Raw genomic sequence first — 23,612 nt, forward strand, 5'->3', positions numbered from 1 at the left:
CGACCCACCCTCGCCGCGCTCCGCCGGAACCTTCACCACCCCCGGCCGTTCCACACACTCCGCCCCCCTACAGGAGTGCGCCCGTGACGACGCCCCCGGACCAGCCCCGCCACACCGCCGTCGACCAGGACCCGGACACCCCCTACGACAAGAACGCCTCGGGCGGGTGGGGCTCCCTGGAAGGGGTCTCGCGCATCTTCGGCAAGTCCGAGAGCTCGACCCGGGCGCTCGACATCCTGCGCCTCCAGAACAAGCCCGGCGGCGTCATGTGCACCTCGTGCGCCTGGGCCAAGCCCGCCAAGCCGCACCCCTTCGAGTTCTGCGAAAACGGCGCCAAGGCGACCCTCTGGGAGCTCGACACCCGCAGCGCCGACCCGGACTTCTTCGCCGCCCACACCCTCTCCGAGCTGCGCGAGCTGCACGACCACGACCTCGAGAAGAGCGGCCGCCTCACCCATCCGCTGCGCTACGATCCCGCCTCCGACCGCTACCTCCCCGTCAGCTGGGACGAGGCGATCGCCGACATCGGCGCGCGGCTGAAGGCGATCGACCCCAGGGAGGCGGTGTTCTACTCGTCGGGCCATGCCGGGCTCGAGGCGTCCTACCTCTACGCCCTGTTCGCCCGCGCGATGGGCCACCAGAACCTGCCGCAATCGTCCAACATGTGTCACGAGACGACGTCGGTGAACCTGCAGACCTTCCTCGGCACCCCCGTCGGCACCTGCGTGCTCGAGGATTTCGACCATTGCGACGCGATCTTCTTCTTCGGCCAGAACACCGGCAGCAACAGCCCACGCTTCCTGCACACGCTCAAGGACGCGGTCGAGCGCGGCTGCAAGATCGTGACCTTCAACCCGGTGCGCGAGCGCGGGCTGGTCGAGTTCGTCGATCCCCAGAACCCGGTGCAGATGACCGTCGGCAAGCCGACCGAGATCTCCGACCATTACTACCAGGTCCGCCCCGGCGGCGACGTCGCGGTGCTCGCCGGCCTGATGAAGTGCGTGCTCGAGGCCGAGGACGCCGCGCCCGGCACCGTGCTCGACCACGACTTCATCGCCGCCGAGACCACCGGCTTCGAGGAGACCGCGACGGCCGTGCGCGCCGCCGGCTGGGACGAGATCGAGCGCCACAGCGGCCTGACCCGCGCGATGATCGAGCAGGCGGCGGCGGTCTACCTCTCCGCCGACAACGTCATCGGCATCTACGGCATGGGCCTGACCCAGCACGTCAACGGCTGGCTCAACCTCGGGATGCTGTGCAACCTGCTGCTCATGCGCGGCAATGTCGGCCGCCTCGGCGCCGGCATCTCGCCGGTGCGCGGCCATTCCAACGTGCAGGGCCAGCGCACCGTCGGGATCGGCGAGAAGAGCTCGCACATGCCCGCCGACAAGCTGCGCGAGATGTTCGGAATCGATCCGCCCGAGGAGGAGGGGCTCAACGCCGTCCACGCCTGCGAGGCGCTGCTCGAGGGCAAGGTGCGGGCGATGATCCAGCTCGGCGGCAACCTCGTGCGCGCCCTGCCCGACCGCGAGCGGATGGAGGCCGCCTGGCCCGACCTCGACCTCACGGTCTACATCGCCACCAAGCCCAACCGCACCCACCTGACGCCCGGCAAGGTCGCCTACCTGCTCCCGTGCCTCGGGCGCACCGATGAGGACATCCAGGCCAGCGGCCAGCAGGCGGTCTCGATGGAGGACTCGCTCTCCCACATCTACGGCTCCATCGGCCGCGCCCGCCCGCACAGCCGCGAGCTGAAGTCGGAGACGGCCATCGTCGCCGCCATCGCCAAGGCCACGCTGCCTCCGAACCCGAGGCTGAAGTGGGACGAGTGGGTCGGCAACTACGACCTGATCCGCGACCTCATCGCCGAGACGTTCCCCGACAAGTTCGCCGACTTCAACGACCGCCTGTTCGAGCCCGGCGGCTTCTACCGGGGCAACCCGGCGCGCGAGCGCAACTGGCAGACCGAGAGCGGCAAGGCCCAGTTCACGCCGCCCACCACGCTGTCGGCGCTCGGCGAGGAGCCGCAGGGCGAGCGGGTGATGACTCTCGTCACCCTGCGCAGCAACGATCAGTTCAACACCACGATCTACGGCTTCTCCGACCGCCTGCGCGGGCTCGAGGGCAGCCGCGACATCCTGCTCATCAACCTCGACGAGATGGCCCGGCTCGGCCTTTCCGAGGGCCAGAAGGTCGCCCTGCGCTGCGCCATCGACGACGGCCGCGAGCGGCGCGTGGAGGGGCTGACGGTGACGGGCTACGACCTGCCGCCGGGCTGTGTCGCGGGCTACTATCCCGAGCTCAACCCGCTGATTCCGCTCTCCTACCACGAGAAGAACAGCCAGACCCCGGCCTACAAGGGCACGCCCGTGGAGATCGTGGCGTGACGCTGCACACGGCCCCCGGCGCGGCCCGCTCCGTCGGCGGCGGGCGGGCGCTGGTGCGCGAGGCGCCGGTCGCCATCGTCTGCAACGGCGCGACCCTCGGCGTGATGATGGCGACCCCGGCCGACCTCGAGGACTTCGCCCTCGGCTTCGCGCTGACCGAGGGGGTGCTCGCCGGCCTCGACGAGCTGCGCGAGATCGAGCTGGTCGACCACGCCGCCGGCACCGAGGCCCGCCTCTGGCTCGCGCCCGCCGCCGCCGCCCGCGTCGCCGAGCGGCAGCGCTCGCTGATCGGTCCGGTCGGCTGCGGCCTCTGCGGCATCGACAGCCTCGCCAAGGTCGCCCGCAAGCTGCCGCCCGCGCCGCCGGGCGTCGTCCTGCCGCTGGCCGAGGCCTGCGCGGCGCCCGACCTGCTGCGCGCCCACCAGCCCGAGCACGACCGCACCCGCGCCGCCCACGCCGCCGGATTCCTCGTCCCCGGCCGGGGCATCGTCCTCGCCCGCGAGGACGTCGGCCGCCATAACGCCCTCGACAAGCTTGCCGGTGCCCTCGCCCGCGCCGGCACCGATCCGGCCGGCGGCGTGCTGGTCCTGACGTCGCGGGTCTCCACCGAGATGGTCCAGAAGGCCGCGAGCATCGGCATTCCCACCATCGTCGCCGTCTCCGCCGCCACAGACTACGCCGCCCGCCTCGCCGCCGATTCCGGCCTCACCCTCGTCACCCGCGCCCGCGCCGGCCGCTGCGAGGTGCTCGCCGGCCCGGAGCGGATCGCCGGGGCCTGACCGCCGCCGTCAGGAGATGCGCCCGTCCGGGTCGAGGGTGAAGTCCCGCCCCCAGGCCAGATGCGCCCGCATCGTCTCCCCCGCGACGTCGCCCTCGCCGGTGCAGATCGCCTCGACGATGGCCGCGTGCTGGTCGACGTTGACGGCGAGCCGCTCCGGGTGGGTCCGGTGCAGGCGGCGCGAGAGGCGGTACATCTTGTCGCGCATCTGGCCGAGCGCGCGGATCATCTCGGCGTTGCCGTGGAACCGCGCCAGCGTGTCGTGGAAATCGAGGTCGAGCTGGTGGTAGGTGAGCGTGTCGCCGCTCTCCGCCGCCGCCCGCTGGCGCGCGATCAGGCCCCGCAGCTCGTCGCAGCGCGCCGCCGGCAGCTTCCCGGCGATCCGGGCGACGAGGTGGGTCTCGATCACCAGCCGCAGCTCGTAGAAGTCGATCACGTCCTGCGAGGTGATCTCGGGCAGCCGGATGCCGCCCTTCGGGATCGACACGATGATCCCTTCCGAGCGCAGCCGTTCCACCGCCGAGCGCACCGAGGCGAGGCCGATGTCGAGCGTCTTCGCCAGCGAGCGCTCGGAGAAGATCGTCCCCTCGTCGTCCACCTGGAACAGGTGCGCCTTGATCCGCGCGTAGGCTTCCTCCTTCAGGAGGGCGTTCTTCTTCTGCTCCGCGGCGACCGGGGCCTCGCTGTTCTCGGCGGCGTGCGACATCCGTGTCTTCCTGTCCTGACCTGTCCCGCCGCGCGTCCATCCGCCCGGCGGGCCTTCATCCTAGACCGACGGCGCCGGCCGAAGCCACACCTCGTTTGCACGAACGACGGACCTACGCGGTCTTGCGGGGCTTTTGCCAAGTGCCTGAAGGCCCTCACCGGAGGTGTTGCACCTGAACAGGGGTTGCCACCAAGCGGACGCCGACATCCTCTGTGCGGAACGAAGCTGCCGACCGTCAATTATAGCTGAAGGTCTGCTCTTGATGCTTGCGGTTCAAACGATCCCTGCGCCGATTAGAACAGGCATGGTCTGCTCGTCGGCTTCGAGAGAGAATACTTGCTCAACTCGGATGGACCTGAATTTCGCTGATTCCAGAACGCGGCGAATTTTGCTTTCTGATAGTCCGAATTCTTCACCATCGGATGCCTGCCAATCCCACTGAATAAAATGCCCGCCAGATCTGAGAAGGCGCGCAAATTCGTTCACTGCGCCTTCGTAGTCAGGCAGGAAACCGCAAACCGAAGACGCATAGATCAGATCGAAGCCAGCACCCAAATCCGTGTCATCGCTTTTATGGTCGGCTCCTAAAATGTTGCCATGAACAGCAACCACATTCGGTATCTCTTTGCTCTGCAAGACCGCGATCATCTTTTCGGAGGTATCGACGGCGATCAACTCACCCACATACGGCGCAACTTTTTGGGCGAGCAGCCCTGTCCCGCATCCAAAGTCCAGCACACGCTTCGACGTCCAGCCCACGCCACGCAGATCAGTCTGGGCAACCAACGAGGCGAAGGCTTTTTCCGCATAGAGCTTGCTGTCGGGCCTGTCGTCCCAGCTGCTTGCATATTCGTCCCAACCGTCAGTCATCCTGCAGGCCCTTTCTCATGGAGACGGTCTTGCCGCTTCGCGACACCTCGGCCCATCCCATGTGCCTATATGGAAGCGGATCTTGGCTACGCTGCAGACCCCCCGTGAATTTGGCTCGAACCTGCCATTCGCTGCGGTGACCACCAAGGTCCGGAATAGGCCGGTAACTACCGTCGCAAGATGACTGTTCGGCAAGGCCAAGGTGCTACCTTGGTCGACAAGTGAGAACCTCCTCCTGATCGGGAGAGATGAGAGTGATCTCCTCCCGATCAGCCATATAATCCCAGACCTCCTGCCCGCCTTCTTCCCACTCGACTTCCATCTTACCATCGGAAGCCTGGAGAAAGCCGGCGCGATAGCCGTCATCCAATATTTCAATGCTCCCAAGTTCGGTGACGTACAGACGTGCATCGCCGCAACTCCAGTCACCAACCAGCTGATCGTCCACCTTGACGATAAATGACTGAGCCCGAGCCTCGTCGAAAGCAAGGATAGCTGTGGAAATAACAAGTATATGGGTCCAATAGCGCAAATTTACTCTCCGTAGCTTGATCGAGAATGCTGCACGATGTCGGCAACGACAGCATAGGGGCGGAGGCGTCGCGGCATCAACCTCTCGCGAGAAGGGCGCCTTGGGGCCGGTCGCGACGCTCCTCGCTGCGCCCGCAAACCCGCCACCTCCTGCCCCAAGCAGTGAGAGCCCGGAGCCCCCCTTGAGCGGCGCCTGACCTGCAACACCTTCGCTGAGGGTTGCCAACCGACCCCGCCCCCGCGTCTCATGCCCCCATGGAGCACCTCGCCAACCCTCACCGCGGCCGCGGCCTCGATCATCCCGACCTCGCCGACGTCCCCCGGCCCAGCGCCGTGTCCGGCCGCACCGCCGCGCTGCTCGCGCGCTGCCCCCGCGCCGCCGAGACGCCGCTGCTCGACGCGCCCGCCCTCGCCGTCGAGGCCGGCATCGCGGCGCTAACGGTCAAGGACGAGCGCGGCCGGATGGGGCTCGGCAGCTTCAAGGCGCTGGGCGCGGCCAACGTCATCGCCCACGACGCCGAGGCCGGCCGCGCGCGCGGCCGCACCTACGTCACCGCGAGTGCCGGCAACCACGGGCTCTCCGTCGCCGCCGGCGCCGCCGCCTTCGGCGCGCGCGCGCGGGTGTTCCTCGCCGAGACCGTCCCCGAGAGCTTCGCCGCCCGGCTGCGCGCCGAGGGGGCCGAGGTGGTCCGCGCCGGGGCCACCTACGAGGCCAGCATGGCCGCCGCCGAGGCCGACGCCGGCGCGGGTGGCGGCGTGCTGCTCTCCGACAGCTCCTGGCCCGGCTACACCGAGCTGCCGCACCTGCTGATGGAGGGCTACACCGTGCTGATGGCCGAGGCCGTCGACCGGATGGAGATTCCGCCCGACCATGTCCTGCTGCAGGCCGGCGTCGGCGGGCTCGCCGCCGCCGCCGCCGCGGTGGTCCGCGCCCGCTGGGGCGATGCGCCAACCGTCACCGTCGTCGAGCCCGAGGCCGCACCGGCCCTGTTCCGTTCCATCGCCGCGGGCGCGCCGGTGACGACCGACGGCCCCGTCTCGATCATGGGCCGGCTCGATTGCAAGACGCCCTCGCTGATCGCGCTGAAGGGCCTCGCGCGCGACGCCGACCACTTCGTCACCCTCACCGAGGACGAGGCCCGCCACGGCACCGCCCGCGCCGCCGAGGCCGGCCTCGCCTCCACGCCCTCGGGAGCCGCCGGCTTCGCCGCGCTGCTCACCCCCGGCGCCGACGCGCTCGGCCTCGGCCCGGCCACGCGCGCCCTCGTCATCCTGTCCGAGGCGGCCGAGGCATGAGCCCGCGCCGCGCACCGCCGTGAACGACGAACTCCCCGCCCGCTGGCGCCGCGCGCAGGCGCTCATGGCCGAGCGCGACCTCGCGGCGCTGCTGCTCACCACCGAGGCCGACCTGCACTATCTCGCCGGCTTCCATACCCGCTTCTGGCAGAGCCCCACCCGCCCGTGGTTCCTCGTCCTGCCCGCCACCGGCGCCCCCGTCGCCGTCATCCCCGCCATCGGCGCCGCGCTCATGGCGCAAGGCCCGGTGCGCGACATCCGCACCTGGGACGCGCCCGACTACCGCGACGACGGCGTCTCGCTGCTCGCCGACGCCCTGGCCGAGATCGCCCCCGGCGGCCGGGTCGGCCTGCCCGACGGGCAAGGCACCCACCTGCGGATGCCGCTGGCGGGCTGGGCCGCCTTGCGCGACGCCCTCCCCGGCCACCGCTTCACCGGCGACGGCGGCCTCATGGCGCGGCTGCGGATGGTGAAGTCGCCCGCCGAGATCGCCGCCATCGCCGCCGCCTGCGCCACCGGAACGCGCGCCTTCGCGCGGCTCGGCGAGGTGCTGCGCCCCGGCCTGCCGCTCGCCGACGCCTTCCGCCGCTTCCAGGTGCTCTGCCTCGAGGAGGGCGCCGACTGGGTCGCCTACCTCGCCGGCGGCGCCGGGAGGGACGGCTACGCCGACGTCATCTCGCCCGCAGGCCCGGGCCCGCTCGCACCGGGCGACGTCGTGATGCTCGACACCGGCCTCGTGCAGGCGGGCTACTTCTGCGACTTCGACCGCAACGTCAGCCTCGGACCGCCCGCCCCCGCCATCGCCGCCGCCCATGCCCGTCTGATCGACGCCACCCACGCCGGCTTCGCCGCCGCCCGCCCCGGCGCCACCGCCACCGATGTCCACGTCGCGATGGACGCCGTCCTCACCGGCGGGCGCGGCGGCGGCAACGTCGGCCGCCTCGGCCACGGGCTCGGCCTCGAGCTGACCGAGCCGCCGAGCCTGCACCCCCACGACATAACCGAGCTGCGCCCCGGCATGGTCCTGACCCTCGAGCCGTCGCTCGAGACGGTGCCGGGCCGGATGCTGGTCCACGAGGAGAACATCGTCATCGGCGAGGCCGGGGCCACGTGGCTCACCGGCCCCGCTCCGGCCGAGATGGCGGTGCTGTGAGCGGGCGCATCTTCCCCGTCCGCCTCGCCCCCGAGCGGGTGCGCGTCGGCCTCATCGTGCTGCGCGCCGACGAGACCATCGAGCGCGAATTCCGCCAGCTGTTCCCCGCCGGAGCCGACCTGCTGGTCAGCCGCGTCGCCTCGGGCCGCCAGCTCACCCTCGAGACCCTCGCCGCGATGGAGGCCGACCTCGCCGCCGCCGCCGCGCTGTTTCCCGAGGACACCCGGCTCGACGCGCTCGGCTACGCCTGCACCTCGGGCACCGCCCGGATCGGCGCGGACCGCATCGCGGCGCTGCTCGGCCCCGCGGCGGCGCACGTCACCGAGCCGGTCTCCGCCCTCGTCGCCACCGCCCGCGCGCGCGGCCTGCGCCGGCTGGCGCTGCTGTCGCCCTACGAGGCGGCAGTCTCGGCCCGGCTGCGCGCGGTGCTGGCCGAGGCGGGCATCGAGACGCCGGTCTTCGGTAGCTTCGACGTCACCGACGAGGCCACCGTCGCGCGCATCGCCCCCGACGCGATCACCGACGCCGCCCTCGCCCTGACGAACGGCGCCGACGTCGACGGGCTCTTCCTCTCCTGCACCAACCTCGCCACCCTCGACGTCCTCGCCCCGCTCGAGGCGCGCCTCGGGATGCCGGTGATGTCGAGCAACAGCGTCCTCGCCGGCCACCTGCGCCAGCTCGCCGACCTGCCCTAGCCGCGCGGGCCGATGGCGAGGTCGGTGAAGACGTCCGGGTGCCCGAGCTGGCCGCCCTTCAGCAGCACCTCGAGCCCGGCATAGGCGGGATCGTCGCTGTGGCAGAGGCACACCGGCGCCCCCGGCGCCAGCGGCGCGCGCAACTCCAGCGCCCCCACCGGCAGCGCCTCGACGACGGCCCCCGACGTGTCGCCGCCGGCGACGGCGAGCCGCGTCAGCCCCAGCGCCGGCACCGCCTCGCGCGCGATCGCGCCCAACGTATGGCCGATGCGCGCCTGCGCCCGCTCGAAGGGGATGCCCTCGGCGCGGCAATGGTCCGCCAACCCCGCATAGGCCGGGTCGTCGACCGTCTTGGCGGCGAAGATCAGCGCCGGGCGATCCTCCGCCAGCACCGGCCGAACCGCCTCGAGCAGCCGGCGCACCTCCGCGTCGCCCCCGCCCCCGGCGACGGCGCGCACGTCGAGCCGGAACGGCGCGAACCCGGCCGCCTCGGCGCGCGCGATCTGATCGGCCGTGACCGGCGAGCAGCTCCCCGACAGCGCCAGCAGCCGCGGCGTCGGGGCCAGCGGCGCGAAGCGCGGCGGCTCGCTCGCCAACGCCCCCTCGGCGCGCCAGTGGGCGACCAGCGCGTATTGCAGCCCCGACGACGATGCCGAGAAGACACCCGCCCCGCGCGCCTCCCAGACCAGCCGCCCGGCGGCGCGCTGGCTGGCCTCGTCGTAGGTGTCGAGCACCACGATCTCGCCGCTCTCCCCGCTCGCCGCCAGCACTTCGGCCGCGTCCGGGCCGATCAGCCGGTCGAGCGCGAGGCCCGTCACCGCCCGCTCGGTCTGCGCAGCGAGATGGCGGGTCAGGTCGCCCTCGGTCATCGGCGTGACGGGATGGCGCGACATGGTCGGGTGCCGGTCGATCCGGTGGACCCCGCCGGTGCCGGCGCGCGCGAACAGCGTCGAGAAGGTCACCCACCGCCCGAGCTGCGGCGCCCCCACGATCACCGGCGACAGCCGCGCCCCCGACACCCGCCGCCCGATCTCGATCGCCCGCCCGATCGAGCCGACCTCCGGCGCGGAATCGAACGTCGAGCAGACCTTGTACTGCAGGATCGGCGCCCCCGTCGCGGCGAGGAACGCGAACCGCGCCGGCAGCTCCGCCTCCATCCACGCCGCCCCCCGCGCCCGCGCCGTTCCGGCCATTCCGACGACCGGGTAGCCGGAAAACCGCGCCGCCAGCGCCTCGTCGGGCAGCGCGGTGAACAGCACGGTTTCCAGACCCGCCTTCGCGGTGACCTCCATCGCATCGGTCGAGCCGGTGAAATCGTCGCCGTAGAATGCCAGCGACGTCCCTGTCCCGAGGTCCGTCATCCTCTCAATCCCCCCGTCCTGCTCAAAATTTCGTCGCCCCAGGAAGCGCCGGGCCATTGATGTCAGTATCAGGATGACAGGGCAATGGTGAGGCCGCCGGGGTTTCGCCGCGCCTTCGGCGCGTCGACCGGGCGGGGGGCCAGCCCCCCGCACCCCCCGGGATATTTCTCGAACAGAGATCATGACGCGCGCCGCCCATGTCTCTGTTCTTGAAATATCCCCGCCGGAGGCGGCGCGACCGCGGGGCCGCCGCCGCCGGCGGGTCAGCTCGTGCCGCGTACAGCCGAGAGGGTCTGGCGCGGGGTGAGGGCCTCGGGGTCGACGCGCAGTTCGATCACCGTCGGGCCGTCGCGGCGGAGGGCCGCCTCGATGGCGGGGGCGGCCTGCTCCGTGCGCTCGACCACCTCGCCGGCAGCGCCGAAGGCGCGGGCGTAGTCGGCGAAGTCGGGGTTGGTCAGCTCGGTCGCGGAGACGCGGCCGGGGAAGTGACGCTCCTGGTGCATCCGGATGGTGCCGAGCATGCCGTTGTTGACCACGAGGAACACCACCCGCAGCCGGTGGCGCACCGCCGTGGCGAGTTCCTGGCCGGTCATCAGGAAGCAGCCGTCGCCCGCGAAGCAGAAGACCGGGCGGTCTGGGGCGCGGAAGGCGGCGGCGATGGCCGCGGGCACGCCGAAGCCCATCGCGCCGCTCACCGGGGCGAGTTGGGAGGGGTAGCTGGCGTAGGTGAACAGCTTGTGGACCCAGACCGAGTAATTGCCCGCGCCGTTGGCGACGATGGCGCGGCCGGCATGATCGGCGTCGATGGCGCGCACCACGTCGGACATGTCGAGGCTGCCCGGCGCGGGCGGGAAGTCGCGCCCGGCGACGGATTGTCGGTGCAGCTCGTGCATGCGGGCCGGGTCGGCGGCCATGCCCTCGAGCCGGGGCGCGAGCTGGCCGAGGAAGGTGGTGGCGTCGGCGACGATGCCGAGGCGCGGGGCGTAGACCCGGCCGATCTCGGCGGGCTCGGGCAGCACGTGGATCAGGGCCTGCCTCGGCGTCGGGATGTCGAACAGGCTGTAGCCGTCCGAGGGCACCTCGCCGAGCCGCGCGCCGAGCGCGAGCACCACGTCGGCCTCGGCCACCGCCGCGCGCAGGTAGGGCGCCATGCCGAGGCCCATGTCGCCGGCGTAGCAGGCGGCGTTGTTGTCGATGTGGTCCTGGCAGCGGAACTCGGCCGCCACCGGCAGGCCGCAGCGCTCGGCCAGCGCGCGCAGCTCGTGCGCCGCCTCCTGGCTCCAGCGTCCGCCGCCGACCACCACCAGCGGCCGCTCGGCCTGCGCCAGCAGCGCCGCCGCCTCGGCGACGAGCGGCTCGGGCGCCGCGATCTCGGGGCGCAGGGCGGGGGCGAGCGTGGCCGGCGCGGCGACCTCCTGCGTCTGCATGTCCTCGGGCAGCGCCAGCACCACCGGCCCCGGTCGCCCCGCCGTGGCGGTGGCGAAGGCGCGGGCGAGCAGCTCGGGGACCCGGGCGGCGTCGTCGATCTCCGTCACCCACTTCGCCACCGAGCCGAACACCGCGCGGTAGTCCATCTCCTGGAACGCTTCGCGGCCGCGGGTGTCGGTCGCGATCTGGCCGACGAACATCACCATCGGCACGCTGTCCTGCTGGGCCACGTGGAGCGCGATGGCGGCGTTCATCGCGCCGGGCCCACGGGTCACGAAGGCGACGCCGGGCCGGCCGGTGAGCTTGCCGTCGGCGACGGCCATGAAGCCCGCGCCGCTCTCGTGGCGGGTGGTGACGAACTCGATGCCGGGCGCGTCGACGAGCGCGTCGAGCACGCCGAGGAAGCTCTCGCCCGGCACCCCGAAGACCCGCTCGACGCCGAGCTGGCCGAGGCCGTCGACGATGCACTGCGCTCCGGTTCTCATCGCGCGTCCTCCGGCTGGGGCGGGAGCGGCGGGGCGGGCGGCTGGGGCGGGCGTGACATGGCGGGGCCTTCCTTTCTGAACAGGTGTCCGGGAGTTTCGCGCGCGAAACACCCAATTGCGCCCAATCCGGCACATGTTGGTGCGGATTGGCTTTTGCAGGTGCCGGGGCGTTCCTGTAGGTAAGTACCGGAACGAACCTGACCGGGTGCCGAATGACGAAGCTGACGAGACCGACTCCTGCCGACGACGCGACGATGGTGGTCGCGCCCAAGAGCGGACGCGCGCGGGCCGAGGCCGACCGGCGGCGCATCTTCGAGGGCCTGCGCGACGCGATCGCGGCGGGCACCTTCGGGCGCAGCGGCCGGCTGCCCACCGAGCGCGCGCTCGCCGAGCAGTTCGCCACCAACCGCAACACCATCCGCAAGGCGCTCGACGACCTGGCCGCGCTCGGACTGATCGAGCGCCACGTCGGCCGCGGCACCTTCGTCGCCGACGACGCCGCGCCCGGCGACAGCGGCGCGCCGGACTACCCGCTCACCGAGTTGCTCGAGGCGCGGCTCCTGTTCGAGCCGCACCTGGCCGCGCTGGTCGTCGAGCGGGCGACGGACGAGGATTTCGCCCTGATGGAGGCCTACCTCGCCGAGTTGCGCGGGGCCAAGAGCTGGGCGGAGTTCAAGGAGGCGAAGTACTGCCTGCACCTGATGATCGTGCGCTCGGCGGGCAACAGCTTCCTCACCGCGATGTTCGAGCAGATCATCGAATCGCGGCGCCGTGCCATGTGGGGCCGGCCGGGCGATCATCCCGCGCCGATCGCCGAGGTGCGCGAGGTCGCCGCGTCGGTCAACGGCGCCATCGTCGCCGCCTTGCGCGCCGGCGAGGTGGAGCGCGCCCGCGAGCTGATCCGGCGCTACCTGCTCGACGTGCTGTCGACCACCAGCCAGAGCTGACGGGGCGCTCATCGGCTGTCGATCCGGCCTTGCAGCGCGCGGCCCACGAGGATCAGCGCGAAGGCGGTGAGCAGCACCGCGAGGCCCGGGAACACCGACATCCACGGCGCGAACAGGATGTAGTCCTTGCCCTGCTCGAGCAGCGCGCCCCAGTCCGGCGTCGGCGGCTGCACGCCGAGGCCGAGGAAGCCGAGCGCCGCCTGGATCTGCAGGATCAGCGGGAACAGGATCATGTATTGCGTCATCAGGAGCGGCGCGACATTGCGCACCAGGTGGCGGCGCAGGATCGTGCTCTCGCGCAGCCCGACCGAGCGGGCGGCCTCGACGTAGGAGAGGTTGGCCTGCGCCATGGAGCCGGCGCGGGCGATGCGGAAGAACACCGGCATGTAGACCACCGACAGCGCGAGGATCAGGTTCTGCAGCTCGGGGCCGAGGACGCCGGTGATGATGATGCCGAGCACGATCGGCGGGAACGACAGCATCACGTCGACGAGCCGGCCGAGCACCTGGTCGACGAGGCCGCCGAAGAAGCCCGAGACCATGCCGAGCGCGCCGCCGACCAGCGCCGAGATCAGCAGCGAGCCGGCGCAGATCGACAGCGTCACCCGGGCGCCGTGGATGACGCGGGAGTAGGTATCGCGGCCGACGTCGTCGGTGCCGAACCAGTGCTGCGCCGAGGGCCCCTGCAGCGCGGCGGCGGTGTCGATCTCGAACGGCGAGGCGGTGGCGAAGAGGCCGGGGAACAGGCAGATCAGCAGCAGCAGCGCCATCACAGCGAGGCCGAGCCAGAGGCCGGGCTCGCGGCGGATGCGGGCGGAAAGGCCGGTGCCGTAGCGGGTGCGGATCACGGTGTCGGACATCTTCGGCCTCTCAGGAAATGCGCAGGCGCGGGTCGAGCAGGTGGTAGACGAGATCGACCACGAGGTTGACCACCATCGCCACCACGACGACCACCAGCAGCGCGCCCTGCACGATGGGATAGTCGCGCGTCTCGATGGCGCTCAGCAACAGCCGGCCGAGGCCCGGCAGCGCGAACAGCGACTCGATGATCACGACCCCGCCGAGGATCTGGATCAGGATCAGCCCCATGAAGGTGACGATCGGGATCGCGACGTTGCGCAGGATGTGCTTGAAGAAGACGGTGCGCGTCGGCATCCCCTTGGCGATGGCGGTGCGCACGTAATCCTCGTGCATCGCCGAGACGACGCTCTGGCGGACGAACTGGCTGTAGGCGGCGGCCTGCAGGAAGCCGAGGCTGAGGATCGGCAGCAGCAGCATGGCGAGGTTCTCGGAGAGGTCTTCCGTCGGCCCCTGGAAGCGCAGCGGCGGCGACCAGGAGAAGGTGGCGGAGACGCCGACGAGAATCATCAGCCCGACCCAGAACACCGGCGCGGCGAGGCCGAGGATGTTGAAGGCCTGGATGGTGGTGTCGAGGGCGCGGCCCTCGTAAATCCCGGCGATGATGCCGAGCGGCACGCCGACGATGGTGGCGAGCGCGAGCGTCAGCAGGCCCAGCTCGAGGGTCACGAGGAACGCCTCGCCGACCATCTCCGTCACCGGCATCCCGCGCGTCCAGCTGACGCCGAAATCGCCGCGCAGCACGTCGCCGAGCCACGCGAAATACTGCATCCAGACCGGCTGATCGAGCCCGAAGAAGGCGCGCAGCGCCTCCTCGGCGCGGTCGCTCCCCGCCTGCCCCATCATCTGCGCGACCACGTCGCCGGGCACCATGCGCACGAAGACGAAGACGAGGAACGTGGCGAGCAGCGCGGTCAGGAGCGACGCGCCGAGGCGTTTGACGAGGTATGCTAGCATCGGGCTCTCGGTCGGTTCTGGTGGCGGGGCGGAGGCCGCTCTGGCCCCCGCCCCGTCCGGTCGATCTTACTCTGCGTCGTCGAGGTAGGTGCGCACGAGGCCGTAGAGCCAGCCCGTCGGGTGCTGCACGTAGTTCTCGACGTCGGCATCATGCACCACCACGTGGTCGGCGGAGAACAGCATGATCGTCGGCACGGTTTCGGCGAGCTCCATCTGGAAGTCGGCGTAGATCGCGCGGCGCTCGTCGTAGTCGGTCGCCGCCCGGCCCTCGTCGAGCAGGGCGCTGGCTTCTTCGTTGTTCCAGTTGCGGAAGTCGGCGCCCTCGGGCTGCTGGTGGAAGTGACGGTAGAACAGCAGGTTGGGGTCCGGCTGGCTGGCCCAGTCGTTGAAGGTCAGCCCCATGTTGCGCGAGCGGAAATTGTCGATCCAGACGCCGAGGTCGACGCGCTGGATGTCGAGATCGATGCCGATCTCGCCGAGCTGCTCCTTGAGCGTCACCGCCGCCGGGTCCATCCAGTCGTAGCCGTTGATGGTGGTCAGCGTCAGCTCCAGCCCGTCGCCGTAGCCGGCCTCCTCGAGCAGCGCGCGCGCCTGCTCGACGTCGACGCCCTGCATCGGCAGCTCGTCGATCGGCACGCCCCAGCGCTCTTCCATGGCCTTGGTCATCGTGCCGATGACCTCGCCGTAGCCGCCGATGGCCGCTTCCATGAGCTCCTGCTTGTCGGTCGCGAGCGAGATCGCCTGACGCACGCGCACGTCCGACAGCGCTTCCTGCTCGGCGCCGAGGTCGATGGCCTTCTGGTTGAGCGACGGGAAGCGCTCGATCTCGATCCCCTCGATCCCCTCGATCTGCTGCACGTCCTGCGGGCGGCTGAGGTTGACGAGGTCGATCCGATCGTTCCTGAGCGCCACCAGCATCGAGGCGCTGTTGGGCAGGAAGCTGAAGTTGATCGCGTCGAGGTAGGGAGCGTTCCCCTCCCAGTAGCCGTCGAAGCGCTCCATCATCAGGTTGCTGTTCGGGTTGAACTCGACGAGCTGGAACGGCCCGGTGCCGACGCTCTGGCTGTTCATCCGGTTCTGGGCGTTCTCGTCGTCGAAGTAGCCGGCCGGGATGACGGCGCCGTACTTGTTGCCCAGCGTCATCGGCAGCGAGGCGTTGGGCGCGCTGAGGGTGAAGCGGACGGTGTAGTCGTCGACCACCTCGATGTTCGAGATGATCTCGAAGTCACCGGCGCCCGGCGAGCCGTTCTCGGGGTCGCGGATGTAGTCGTAGCTGTAGGCGACGTCCTCGGCCGTCATCTCCGAGCCGTCGTGGAAGGTCACGCCCTCGCGCAGCTTGAAGGTGTAGGTCAGACCGTCATCGGAGACCTCGTAGCTCTCGGCGAGCAGCGGCATGGCCTCGCCGTCGGCGCCCTCGTAGAACAGGCCCTGGTACATCAGCACGGTCATCTGGATGCGGGCGTCGGCGGCCTGGTGGAACGGGTCGAGGCCGGGGGGCTCGACGAGCAGGCCCATGTTGAGGGTGCCGCCCATGTTCGGGTCGTCGGGGATCGGGCCGTAGAGATCCTGCGCGAAGGCCGGCGCGGCGAGCGCGAGCGCCACGGCGGTGACGGCGGCGCCCGTGGCGTGACGCCAGCGGGTCAGGTCGAAAGTCTTGGTCATCGTGGTCCTCCTGTCGTGTGCCGCTGGTTCTTGTGGGGCGCATCCGCCCGGCGGCTCGGGCGGATGGTGTTGTCTCCGTCGCTCAGTCGCCGACGGCGACGATCATCTCGATCTCCACCGCCGCGTCGCGCGGCAGTTCGGCGACGCCGACGGCGGCGCGGGCGTGGACGCCGCGCTCGCCGAAGACCTTGCCGAGCAGGTCGGAGGCGGCGTCGAGCACCTTGGGCTGGCCGTTGAAGCCGGACGCCGAGGCGACGTAACCGTTGACCTTGAGCACCCGCACCACCCGGTCGAGCGAGCCGAGTTCGGCCTTGAGGCAGGCGAGCGCCTGCAGCACGCAGATCTCCGCCTCGCCGCGCGCCGTCTCGAGGTCGACCGCGTCGCCGACCTTGCCGAAGGTGCGCACCGCGCCGTCGACCTTGGGCAGCTGGCCGCTGACGTAGGCGACGCCGCCATGCACGGTGACGGGCACGTAGTTGAACGAGGGCTCGGCGGCCTCGGGCAGGGTCAGGCCCAGCTCGGCCAGGCGGTCGTCGATGCGGCTCATGCCGTCTCCTTCGTCTGCATCAGGCCGTCGAGGACGGCGTCGAGGTCGTGGCGCGGGGCGAAACCCAGGTCGGCGCGGATGCGCGCGGCGCTCACGGGCGGGAAGTCGCGGGCGGCGGGGGTGATCTCGTGCTCGGCGCGCCAGCCGGGCGCTCGGGCGGCGAGGCCGGCGAGCAGCTCGGACATGCGCGCGGTGAAGCCGGTAAGGTTGTAGATCTCGCCCGGCGGCTCCGGGTGGTCGAGGCAGGCGAGGACCGCGCGGGCGCAGTCGGTGACGTGCATCAGGTCCATCGGGTCGTCGTGGAACGCGACCCGGTGCGCGCGGCCCTCGCGCGCGGCGGCGGCGGCCTCGAGGATCGCGGCGGCGGCGCCGGCGTACCAGAGCTTCGGCCCCAGCACGAGCGGCAGGCGCAGCCCCGTCACCGGCAGGCCGTGAACCCGGCGGTGGTGCCCGGCGACGGCCTCGGCGAGCTGCTTGGTCAGCCCGTAGAAGGTGCGCGGGCGGCAGGGCGCGTCCTCGTCGACGGGGCCGGCGGGGTAGTCGGCGGCGTCGCCGTAGACGACGGTGGACGAGGTCCACACCAGCCGCGTCACCCCGGCCTCGCGCGCCGCCTCGCAGAGCAGGCGGAAGCCGTCGACGTTGACCGCCATCGCCTTGTCGGCCTCGGCCTCGCCCGAGCGCATCAGCCCGACGCGCCCGGCGCTGTGGGCGGCCATCGTCACCACCTCGCGCGCGCCGCTGTCGGCCAGCACGTCGGCCAGCGCGGCGCGATCGGTGATCGAGCCGACGGTTTCGGTGAAGCGCCCGGCGAGCGGCGCGAGGAGGTCGTCCTCCATCGCCGGGCCGAACAGGTGGACCGGGCGGCCCGAGGCAATCAGCGCCTCGGTAACGTGGGCGCCGACGAAGCCGCGCCCGCCGATCACGAGTACCGGGCTGTCAGAGGTCGAGGTCATCGCGGATGCACGCTTTCTGGTGGCCGGGCCCGACGTCGCGCAGCGCCGGGACGTCGGCGGCGCAGGCGTCGAGCGCGAAGGGACAGCGGGTGCGGAAGACGCAGCCCGAGGGCGGGTTGCTCGGGCTCGGGATCTCGCCCTTGAGCGGCTCGCCGCTGCGCGAGGTGCCGGGCACCGCCTCGAGCAGGGCGGCGGTGTAGGGGTGCGCCGGGGTCCGGTAGAGCGCCTCGGTCGGCGCGACCTCCATGACCCGGCCGAGATAGAGCACGACGACGCGGTCGGCGATCACCTCGACGACCGAGAGGTCGTGGCTGATGAACAGCATTGCCAGCCCGAGATCCTTCTGGAGCCGCTGCAGCAGCGTCACCACCTCGGCCTGGATCGACACGTCGAGCGCCGAGACCGGCTCGTCGGCGACGATGAACTTCGGCTCGGAAGCCAGCGCCCGGGCGATGGCGACGCGCTGCCCCTGCCCGCCCGAGAACGAGCGCGGGTAGCGGCGCATGTCGCTCGCCGAGAGGCCCACCTGCTCGAGCAGTTCGACGGCGCGCGCGGCGGCCTCCTTGCGCGACAGCTTGAAGTGGAGCTGCATCGGCTCGATGAGCGCGTCGCCCACGGTCATGCGCGGGTTCAGGCTGGCGAGCGGGTCCTGGAAGATCATCTGGAAGCGGCGGCGGAAGCCGCGCAGGGCGGCGCCGCGCAGGTCGGTGATGTCCTCGTCCTCGAAGATCACCCGCCCCGCCGTCGGATCGAGCAGGCGCAGCACGAGGCGCCCGAGGGTGGACTTGCCCGAGCCGGACTCGCCCACCACGCCGACCACCTCGCCCCGGTTGACCGTCAGCGACACGTCCTCGACCGCGCGCACCGGTGCGGCGGCCGCCGTGAACAGCCCGCCCCCGGTGCCGAAGTGCTTGCTCAGCCCCGACACGCGCACCAGCACGTCTTCCTCTTGCGCCGGGGCGGTGGGGTGCGTGTCGGTGCCGAGGTGCGCCACGGCGTTCATGGCCGCAGCTCCCGCCAGCGCAGGCAGGCGGTGTTGTGGCCGGGCGAGATCTCCTCGAACGGCGGCACGGCGGCCCTGCAGACCTCGATCGGGATCGGGCAGCGCGGCTCGAAGGCGCAGCCCGGCGGCGGCGCGAGCGGGTTGGGCATGACGCCGGGGATCGGCTTGAGCGTGCGGCCGGCGTCGCTGTCGTAGTCGCGGCGCGGGATGCAGTCGAGCAGCGCCTTGGTGTAGGGGTGCGCGGGGCGGTTGAGCACCTTGTCGACCGCGCCCTCCTCGACGACTCGGCTGGCATACATCACCGCCACCCGGTCGGCGATTTCGGCGACGAGCTTGAGGTCGTGGGTGACGAAGATCATCGACATCCGCCGCTCCTGCTGGAGCCGGGCCAGCAGGCGGATGATCTGGTCCTGGATGGTGACGTCGAGCGCGGTGGTCGGCTCGTCGGCGATCAGCAGCTCCGGGTCGCAGGCGAGCGCCAGCGCGATCATCGCCCGCTGGCGCATGCCCCCCGACAGCTCGTGCGGGTAGGCGTCGACGCGGCGTTCGGGATCGGAGATGCCCACCTGCGCGAGCAGCGACACGGCGGCGGCGCGGGCCTTGGCGGGGGAGTGGCCGAGATGGTGGCGCAGGGTCTCGGCGATCTGCTCGCCGATCGGGAAGACCGGGTTGAGGCTCGACATCGGGTTCTGGAAGATCATCGAGATCTGCCGCCCCCGGACCTTGCGCAGCTCCTTCTCGGGCAGCTTGCGCAGGTCGCGCGGGGGGCCGCCGGCGGCGGAGAACAGCATCTCGCCGCCCGTCACCGCCGCGTTGCGCGGCAGGATGCCCATGATCGACAGGCCCGAGACCGACTTGCCCGAGCCGCTTTCGCCGACGATGGCGAGGGTCTCGCCCCGTCGCACCGTGAAGGTGACGCCGCGCACCGCGCGCACGATGCCGTTGGGCGTGTCGAACTGGGTGTGCAGGTCGCGCACCTCGAGGACGGTATCGCTCATCACCTCAGCCGACGGCATGATGCTGCACCCTGTCCCAGTCGATCTCGATCCCGAGCCCCGGCCCCTCGGGCACCGCGATGGCGCCGTCGACCGGGCGCAGCGGGGTGAGCAGCAGCTCCTCGCGCAGAGGGTTCTCGCCGAGGTCGTATTCCAGCGTCACCGGGTCCGGGTGGTTGTCGGCGTGGGGCCAGACCGAGAGCGACGAGATGAAGTGCAGCGCCGCCGCGAGCCCGACCGCGCCGCCCCAGACATGGGGCGACAGCCGGCGGCCGCGCACCATCGCGAGGTCGGCGATGCGCCGGCCCTGCCAGAAGCCGCCGCAGAGCGACAGGTCGGGCTGCAGGATCGCGGCGCCGTCGGTGAGCTGGGCGAAATCGTGCACCGTGTAGAGCGCCTCGCCGGTGGCGAGGGGCGCGGAGGTGTGCGCCGCGAGCCGGGCGAGGCCCTCGGCGTCGCGCGGGGCGACGGGCTCCTCGATCCAGTGCGGGCGGTGCTCGGCCATCGCGTCGGCCGAGCGGCGGGCCTGGTCGAAGGTGTAGTTGCCGTTGATGTCGACCGCGATCTCGGCGGCCTCGCCGAGGATCGCGCGGGCCGTCCCGAGCCGGGCGGCGTCGCTGGCGGGGCCGGTGCCGATCTTGATCTTGACCCGGGTGTGGCCGGCCTTGGCCATCGCCTCGATCTGCGGCGCGAAGTCGGGCTCGGGATCTTCGGTCAGGTAGCCGCCGGAGGCGTAGATCGGCACGCTGTCGATGCGCCGCCCGCCGAGCAGCCGCCCCACCGGCAGGCCGAGCAGCTTGCCCGTCGCGTCCTTGGCGGCGATGTCGATGCCCGAGATGGCGGTGAGCATCGGGTTCTGCACGCCGAAATGGTAGTGCCGCGCGAGGATGCGGTCGAAGGTGTGCTCGATCTCGAACAGGCCGGTTCCCTCGAGGTAGCCCCGGAGCAGATCGAGGTAGGCGAGGTTGAGCGCCGGCGGGCCCCAGGCCTCGCCCACGCCCTCGGTGCCGTCCTCGAGCACCAGCCGCACCAGTGTCGATTGCCGGCCCGACGCGATCAGGCGGGACATGCCGTAGGGCTTGCCCGACACCGGGACCGCGAGGGCGATGAAGGTGATCGATGCGATCTTCAAGGGGTGCGCTCCTCCGGCGACAACCAATTTCGCGCCATTGGTGAACCATTTTGAACCAAAGCGCAACAATATGGTTGAAAGCATCCTCCAGCTCGGTAGCCTTTGTCGAGAACGGATCAACATGGCGAGGGCGCAAAGTGGCGGACGGAAACCCCTGGGACGGGCTCACGGTTGAGGAGCACGAGTTTCAGTTCAACCCGCAGGCCGCCTTCCCCGGCTTCGCCGACGTGCGCGCCCGGCTGGCGCCGCTCAACGACGCGGCACGCGCCACGCTGGGCCAGCCCGAGGAGGTGGCCTACGGCGACGGGCCGCTGCACCGGCTCGACATCTTCCGCGCCGCCGGGGACGGGCCGCGGCCGGTGCACGTCTTCTACCACGGCGGCTACTGGCGGGCGCAGGACAAGGCGAACTACGCGTTCCTCGCGGGCGTCCTCGTGCCGCTGGGGATCACGACGGTCATCGCCAACTACGACCTCTGCCCCGCCGTGACGCTCGACGAGGTGACCGCCTCGGCCGTCGCCGGGTTCGGCTGGGTGGCGGACCACGTCGAGGAGATCGGCGGCGATGCGGAGCGGATCACCCTCTCGGGCCATTCCGCCGGGGCGCATCTCGGCGCGGCGATCCTCGCCGATGCCGGGCTGGCGGAGAAGCCGGCGGGGCTGCGCGGCGCGGTGCTGACGAGCGGCATCTTCGATCCGCGCCCGGCGATCGGCACGAGCGTCAACGCCGAGCTCGGGCTGACCGAGGAGATCGCGGCGCGCAACGACATGCAGGCGCGCCCGCCCAGGCGACGGGCCGAGATCTGCCTGATGGCCGGCACGCGCGAGCCGGTGCACTGGGTGGCGCAGACCTGGCGCTACTACGAGATGCTGCGCCGGGAGGGCCACGAGCCGCTGCTGCACTTGCTCGCGGGGCACGACCATTTCGACATCCTCGAGGACTATCTCCGGCCCGACGGCCTCACGCTCGACGTCATCCTGCGCCAGAGCGGCCTCAGATGAGCGGCGTGCGGCTGGCGGTCTACGACCTGCCCGAGGGCCCGCTCGTGCTGCCGGAGAGCGGCACGGCGTGGTTCGCCTGCGGGCGCGGGCACGCGGCGGCGGGAGAGGTGACGGGGCGCGTGGAGGGGCCGGGCTGGCTGTTCGAGGCCGCCCCGGCCGACGCGCCCGCGCCCGATGCGGTGGCGGTGCTGTCGGAGGTGGTCGCGCCGGAGGGCCGCAGGCTCGTGCGATTCGACAAGGTCGAGGCGGCATCGGGCAGCGCGACCCCGCCGCACCGCCACCAGGGTCCGGGCCTGCGCCGGCTGGCGGCGGGAGCGGTGATCGCCGAGGTGGGCGCGCACCGGGAGCGGATCGAGCCGGGCGGCGCGTGGTTCGAGAGCGGCACGGAGACGGTGGTGGGCCGCAATGTCGGCGACGCGGCGACCCTGTTCTACCGCCTGCTGCTGCTGCCCGAGGCGCTGGCGGGCGGCGCCTCGTCGTTCCTCGCGGTGGCCGAGGCCCCCGCCGCGAAGCGCAACGCGACGGTGACGCTGCTCGGCGAGGCCCGGCTCTAATTCGGGTACGTCGCGCGGGCCGCGCGACAGCGGGGGCTGGCGGCGGCGGGCCGAATTGCCCACCATGCGCGCAACCATCGGCAGCGGGGACGGACATGAGCAGGATTTACGGCAGCGACCGGACGCGGGGGCAGATTGCCGAACTGGCGGGCGACCTCGCGGCGTTCGGAGGCGTGCGGCTGGTGACGCTGGGCGACGGGGTCGAGCGGGGGCAGCGGATGCTGGACTTCCGCACCGGCAGCGGCCTGCGCTTCACGGTGCTGGTGGACCGGGCGATGGATATCGCGGAGGTCGAGCACAAGGGCCGCTCGATCGGCTGGCATGCGCCCACCGGCTTTCGCGCGCCGGCGCTGCACGAGCTCGAGGGCGAGGACGGGCTGGGGCTGCTGCGCGGGTTCTCGGGCTTCCTCGTGACCTGCGGGCTCGATCATATCCTCGGCGACGAGGTGGTGAGCGCCGAGACCTACGACTACCCGCGCCGCAGCCGGGTGACGCAGCCGCTGCACGGGCGCATCGCGATGGAGCCGGCGCGGCTCGTCGGCTACGGCGAGCGCTGGGAGGGGGATCGCTGCATCCTCTGGGCCGAGGGCGAGATCCGGCAGGCGGCGAACTTCGCCGAGAACCTGCGGCTGGTGCGGCGCATCGAGGCCGACCTGGGCAGCGACGAGATCCGGCTGATCGACCGGGTGGTCAATGTCGGCTTTTCAGACACGCCGCACATGCTGCTCTACCACGTCAATATCGGCCACCCGGTGCTCGACGCGGGCAGCCGCTACCTCGCGCCGGTGCGCGACGTGCTCTGGGCCTCGCACGCCGACGCCTACGAGGCGCAGGGGGTCGGCTATGCCCGCGCCTGCGCCCCGCGGGTGCCGTTCACCGAGCAGGTCTGGGAGCACGAGATGGCCGCCGACGCCGACGGCCGGGTGCCGGTGGCGCTGGTCAACGACGGGCTGGGGCTGGGCATCGAGGTGGAGACGCTTCAGGCGCAGCTGCCCTGCAACTACGCCTGGCAGAATTTCCGCTCGGGGGCCTACGCCTTCGGGCTGGAGCCGGCGACGCACCACATCCCCGGCGACGGGTTCGCGCGCGAGCGGGGCGAGATGATCTGGCTCGGCCCGCAGGAGACGCGCGACTACGAAGCGAGCTTCCGGGTGCTGGACGGAGCGGAGGCGATCGCGGCGAGCGAAACGCGCATCCGGGCGATCGCGGAGCAGCCGGACGAAGACTTCCCGCCGCCGTCGGGCAATTTCCGGCGGCTCTGGGGCGCGGGCGAGGGCTGAGCCGGCGCGTGCCGTCGGGACATCATGCCCCGG

22 protein-coding genes are annotated in these 23,612 nt (G+C 71.6%); 9 read left to right on the forward strand and 13 right to left on the reverse strand.

Translation table 11 applies throughout. From position 1 onward, the window contains the following. Window positions 1–83 precede the first annotated feature (83 nt). Entirely contained in the window at window positions 84–2,387 is a 2,304-nt protein-coding gene (locus OG2516_RS12460; protein WP_007256036.1) for an FdhF/YdeP family oxidoreductase, read from the forward strand. Beyond that, complete coding sequence (gene fdhD, locus OG2516_RS12465) at window positions 2,384–3,166, forward strand: formate dehydrogenase accessory sulfurtransferase FdhD (protein ID WP_007256037.1); 783 nt, start codon at window positions 2,384–2,386, stop codon at window positions 3,164–3,166. The genes OG2516_RS12460 and fdhD overlap by 4 nt, the downstream gene beginning before the upstream one ends. 9 nt (window positions 3,167–3,175) lie before the next feature. Here fdhD and OG2516_RS12470 read toward each other — a convergent pair whose 3' ends face one another. The 3 genes from OG2516_RS12470 to OG2516_RS12475 all read right to left on the reverse strand — a co-directional run bounded on the left by OG2516_RS12470 (window position 3,176) and on the right by OG2516_RS12475 (window position 5,273). Continuing rightward, a complete protein-coding gene (locus OG2516_RS12470; RefSeq protein WP_007256038.1) occupies window positions 3,176–3,871 on the reverse strand; it encodes a GntR family transcriptional regulator in 696 nt (231 codons plus the stop codon). A 273-nt stretch (window positions 3,872–4,144) separates the two neighbouring features. After that, window positions 4,145–4,741, reverse strand: coding sequence for a class I SAM-dependent DNA methyltransferase (locus tag OG2516_RS19575; RefSeq protein WP_007256039.1), 597 nt, complete (start codon window positions 4,739–4,741; stop codon window positions 4,145–4,147). Window positions 4,742–4,946: 205 nt separating this feature from the next. Beyond that, entirely contained in the window at window positions 4,947–5,273 is a 327-nt protein-coding gene (locus tag OG2516_RS12475; RefSeq protein ID WP_007256040.1) for a hypothetical protein, read from the reverse strand. A 254-nt stretch (window positions 5,274–5,527) separates the two neighbouring features. Between OG2516_RS12475 and OG2516_RS12480 the strand changes: the two genes are divergently transcribed. The 3 genes from OG2516_RS12480 to OG2516_RS12490 are packed head-to-tail and all read left to right on the forward strand — an operon-like array spanning window position 5,528 to window position 8,416. After that, window positions 5,528–6,568, forward strand: coding sequence for a pyridoxal-phosphate dependent enzyme (locus tag OG2516_RS12480; RefSeq protein WP_007256041.1), 1,041 nt, complete (start codon window positions 5,528–5,530; stop codon window positions 6,566–6,568). A gap of 19 nt (window positions 6,569–6,587) precedes the next feature. Continuing rightward, window positions 6,588–7,721, forward strand: coding sequence for a M24 family metallopeptidase (locus OG2516_RS12485; RefSeq protein WP_007256042.1), 1,134 nt, complete (start codon window positions 6,588–6,590; stop codon window positions 7,719–7,721). Then, window positions 7,718–8,416, forward strand: coding sequence for a maleate cis-trans isomerase family protein (locus OG2516_RS12490; protein WP_007256043.1), 699 nt, complete (start codon window positions 7,718–7,720; stop codon window positions 8,414–8,416). The genes OG2516_RS12485 and OG2516_RS12490 overlap by 4 nt, the downstream gene beginning before the upstream one ends. On the opposite strand, the gene OG2516_RS12495 is transcribed toward OG2516_RS12490, so the two are convergent. Continuing rightward, on the reverse strand, window positions 8,413–9,777 hold the full coding sequence (locus tag OG2516_RS12495; RefSeq protein ID WP_007256044.1) for a four-carbon acid sugar kinase family protein: 1,365 nt from the start codon (window positions 9,775–9,777) through the stop codon (window positions 8,413–8,415). The two genes, OG2516_RS12490 and OG2516_RS12495, sit on opposite strands and share 4 nt — an antisense overlap. Window positions 9,778–10,040: 263 nt before the next feature. Continuing rightward, window positions 10,041–11,690 (reverse strand): thiamine pyrophosphate-dependent enzyme, encoded by a 1,650-nt coding sequence (locus OG2516_RS12500; protein WP_007256045.1) that lies wholly within the window; start codon window positions 11,688–11,690, stop codon window positions 10,041–10,043. Between the two features lie 212 nt (window positions 11,691–11,902). Here OG2516_RS12500 and OG2516_RS12505 point away from each other — a divergent pair, with 212 nt between their 5' ends. Then, window positions 11,903–12,637, forward strand: coding sequence for a FadR/GntR family transcriptional regulator (locus OG2516_RS12505; protein ID WP_156799372.1), 735 nt, complete (start codon window positions 11,903–11,905; stop codon window positions 12,635–12,637). Between the two features lie 8 nt (window positions 12,638–12,645). On the opposite strand, the gene OG2516_RS12510 is transcribed toward OG2516_RS12505, so the two are convergent. From OG2516_RS12510 to OG2516_RS12545, 8 genes are all read right to left on the reverse strand, one after another. Beyond that, window positions 12,646–13,497: an ABC transporter permease gene (locus tag OG2516_RS12510; RefSeq protein WP_007256047.1), complete on the reverse strand. Its 852-nt coding sequence runs from the start codon at window positions 13,495–13,497 to the stop codon at window positions 12,646–12,648. 10 nt (window positions 13,498–13,507) lie between these two features. Continuing rightward, window positions 13,508–14,452 carry an ABC transporter permease gene (locus OG2516_RS12515; protein ID WP_007256048.1) on the reverse strand — a complete coding sequence of 315 codons (945 nt, stop codon included), beginning with the start codon at window positions 14,450–14,452 and terminating at the stop codon, window positions 13,508–13,510. A gap of 66 nt (window positions 14,453–14,518) precedes the next feature. Next, window positions 14,519–16,114, reverse strand: a complete 1,596-nt coding sequence (locus OG2516_RS12520; protein WP_007256049.1) for an ABC transporter substrate-binding protein — start codon at window positions 16,112–16,114, stop codon at window positions 14,519–14,521. Window positions 16,115–16,196: 82 nt separating this feature from the next. Next, window positions 16,197–16,661, reverse strand: a complete 465-nt coding sequence (locus tag OG2516_RS12525) for a RidA family protein (RefSeq protein ID WP_007256050.1) — start codon at window positions 16,659–16,661, stop codon at window positions 16,197–16,199. Next, window positions 16,658–17,614, reverse strand: coding sequence for an NAD-dependent epimerase/dehydratase family protein (locus tag OG2516_RS19030; RefSeq protein ID WP_007256051.1), 957 nt, complete (start codon window positions 17,612–17,614; stop codon window positions 16,658–16,660). The genes OG2516_RS12525 and OG2516_RS19030 overlap by 4 nt, the downstream gene beginning before the upstream one ends. Beyond that, window positions 17,598–18,617: an ABC transporter ATP-binding protein gene (locus OG2516_RS12535; RefSeq protein WP_007256052.1), complete on the reverse strand. Its 1,020-nt coding sequence runs from the start codon at window positions 18,615–18,617 to the stop codon at window positions 17,598–17,600. Before OG2516_RS12535 ends, OG2516_RS19030 begins: the two co-directional genes overlap by 17 nt. Next, the gene (locus OG2516_RS12540) at window positions 18,614–19,615 is read right to left on the reverse strand and encodes an ABC transporter ATP-binding protein (protein WP_040615957.1); all 1,002 of its coding nucleotides are present in this window, start codon (window positions 19,613–19,615) and stop codon (window positions 18,614–18,616) included. The genes OG2516_RS12535 and OG2516_RS12540 overlap by 4 nt, the downstream gene beginning before the upstream one ends. A gap of 4 nt (window positions 19,616–19,619) precedes the next feature. Beyond that, the gene (locus tag OG2516_RS12545) at window positions 19,620–20,744 is read right to left on the reverse strand and encodes a mandelate racemase/muconate lactonizing enzyme family protein (protein ID WP_007256054.1); all 1,125 of its coding nucleotides are present in this window, start codon (window positions 20,742–20,744) and stop codon (window positions 19,620–19,622) included. A gap of 137 nt (window positions 20,745–20,881) precedes the next feature. On the opposite strand from OG2516_RS12545, the gene OG2516_RS12550 reads away from it, so the two are divergent. The 3 genes from OG2516_RS12550 (at window position 20,882) to OG2516_RS12560 (ending at window position 23,579) form a co-directional block, all read left to right on the forward strand. Beyond that, window positions 20,882–21,745, forward strand: a complete 864-nt coding sequence (locus OG2516_RS12550) for an alpha/beta hydrolase (RefSeq protein ID WP_007256055.1) — start codon at window positions 20,882–20,884, stop codon at window positions 21,743–21,745. Further along, the gene (locus OG2516_RS12555) at window positions 21,742–22,299 is read left to right on the forward strand and encodes a cupin domain-containing protein (protein WP_007256056.1); all 558 of its coding nucleotides are present in this window, start codon (window positions 21,742–21,744) and stop codon (window positions 22,297–22,299) included. Before OG2516_RS12550 ends, OG2516_RS12555 begins: the two co-directional genes overlap by 4 nt. 95 nt (window positions 22,300–22,394) lie before the next feature. Beyond that, window positions 22,395–23,579: an aldose 1-epimerase family protein gene (locus OG2516_RS12560; protein WP_007256057.1), complete on the forward strand. Its 1,185-nt coding sequence runs from the start codon at window positions 22,395–22,397 to the stop codon at window positions 23,577–23,579. The last annotated feature ends 33 nt before the right edge of the window (window positions 23,580–23,612 follow it).

Source organism: Oceanicola granulosus HTCC2516 (assembly GCF_000153305.1).
GTDB lineage: Bacteria > Pseudomonadota > Alphaproteobacteria > Rhodobacterales > Rhodobacteraceae > Oceanicola > Oceanicola granulosus.

What these genes read in the sequence shown, in the direction of transcription:
- OG2516_RS12470 (WP_007256038.1), bottom strand. Translation starts at nt 3,871, where the DNA reads ATGTCGCACGCCGCCGAGAACAGCGAGGCCCCGGTCGCCGCGGAGCAG.
- OG2516_RS19575 (WP_007256039.1), bottom strand. Translation starts at nt 4,741, where the DNA reads ATGACTGACGGTTGGGACGAATATGCAAGCAGCTGGGACGACAGGCCC.
- OG2516_RS12480 (WP_007256041.1), top strand. Translation starts at nt 5,528, where the DNA reads ATGGAGCACCTCGCCAACCCTCACCGCGGCCGCGGCCTCGATCATCCC.
- OG2516_RS12495 (WP_007256044.1), bottom strand. Translation starts at nt 9,777, where the DNA reads ATGACGGACCTCGGGACAGGGACGTCGCTGGCATTCTACGGCGACGAT.
- OG2516_RS12500 (WP_007256045.1), bottom strand. Translation starts at nt 11,690, where the DNA reads ATGAGAACCGGAGCGCAGTGCATCGTCGACGGCCTCGGCCAGCTCGGC.
- OG2516_RS12505 (WP_156799372.1), top strand. Translation starts at nt 11,903, where the DNA reads ATGACGAAGCTGACGAGACCGACTCCTGCCGACGACGCGACGATGGTG.
- OG2516_RS12510 (WP_007256047.1), bottom strand. Translation starts at nt 13,497, where the DNA reads ATGTCCGACACCGTGATCCGCACCCGCTACGGCACCGGCCTTTCCGCC.
- OG2516_RS12515 (WP_007256048.1), bottom strand. Translation starts at nt 14,452, where the DNA reads ATGCTAGCATACCTCGTCAAACGCCTCGGCGCGTCGCTCCTGACCGCG.
- OG2516_RS12520 (WP_007256049.1), bottom strand. Translation starts at nt 16,114, where the DNA reads ATGACCAAGACTTTCGACCTGACCCGCTGGCGTCACGCCACGGGCGCC.
- OG2516_RS12525 (WP_007256050.1), bottom strand. Translation starts at nt 16,661, where the DNA reads ATGAGCCGCATCGACGACCGCCTGGCCGAGCTGGGCCTGACCCTGCCC.
- OG2516_RS19030 (WP_007256051.1), bottom strand. Translation starts at nt 17,614, where the DNA reads ATGACCTCGACCTCTGACAGCCCGGTACTCGTGATCGGCGGGCGCGGC.
- OG2516_RS12535 (WP_007256052.1), bottom strand. Translation starts at nt 18,617, where the DNA reads ATGAACGCCGTGGCGCACCTCGGCACCGACACGCACCCCACCGCCCCG.
- OG2516_RS12540 (WP_040615957.1), bottom strand. Translation starts at nt 19,615, where the DNA reads ATGAGCGATACCGTCCTCGAGGTGCGCGACCTGCACACCCAGTTCGAC.
- OG2516_RS12555 (WP_007256056.1), top strand. Translation starts at nt 21,742, where the DNA reads ATGAGCGGCGTGCGGCTGGCGGTCTACGACCTGCCCGAGGGCCCGCTC.
- OG2516_RS12560 (WP_007256057.1), top strand. Translation starts at nt 22,395, where the DNA reads ATGAGCAGGATTTACGGCAGCGACCGGACGCGGGGGCAGATTGCCGAA.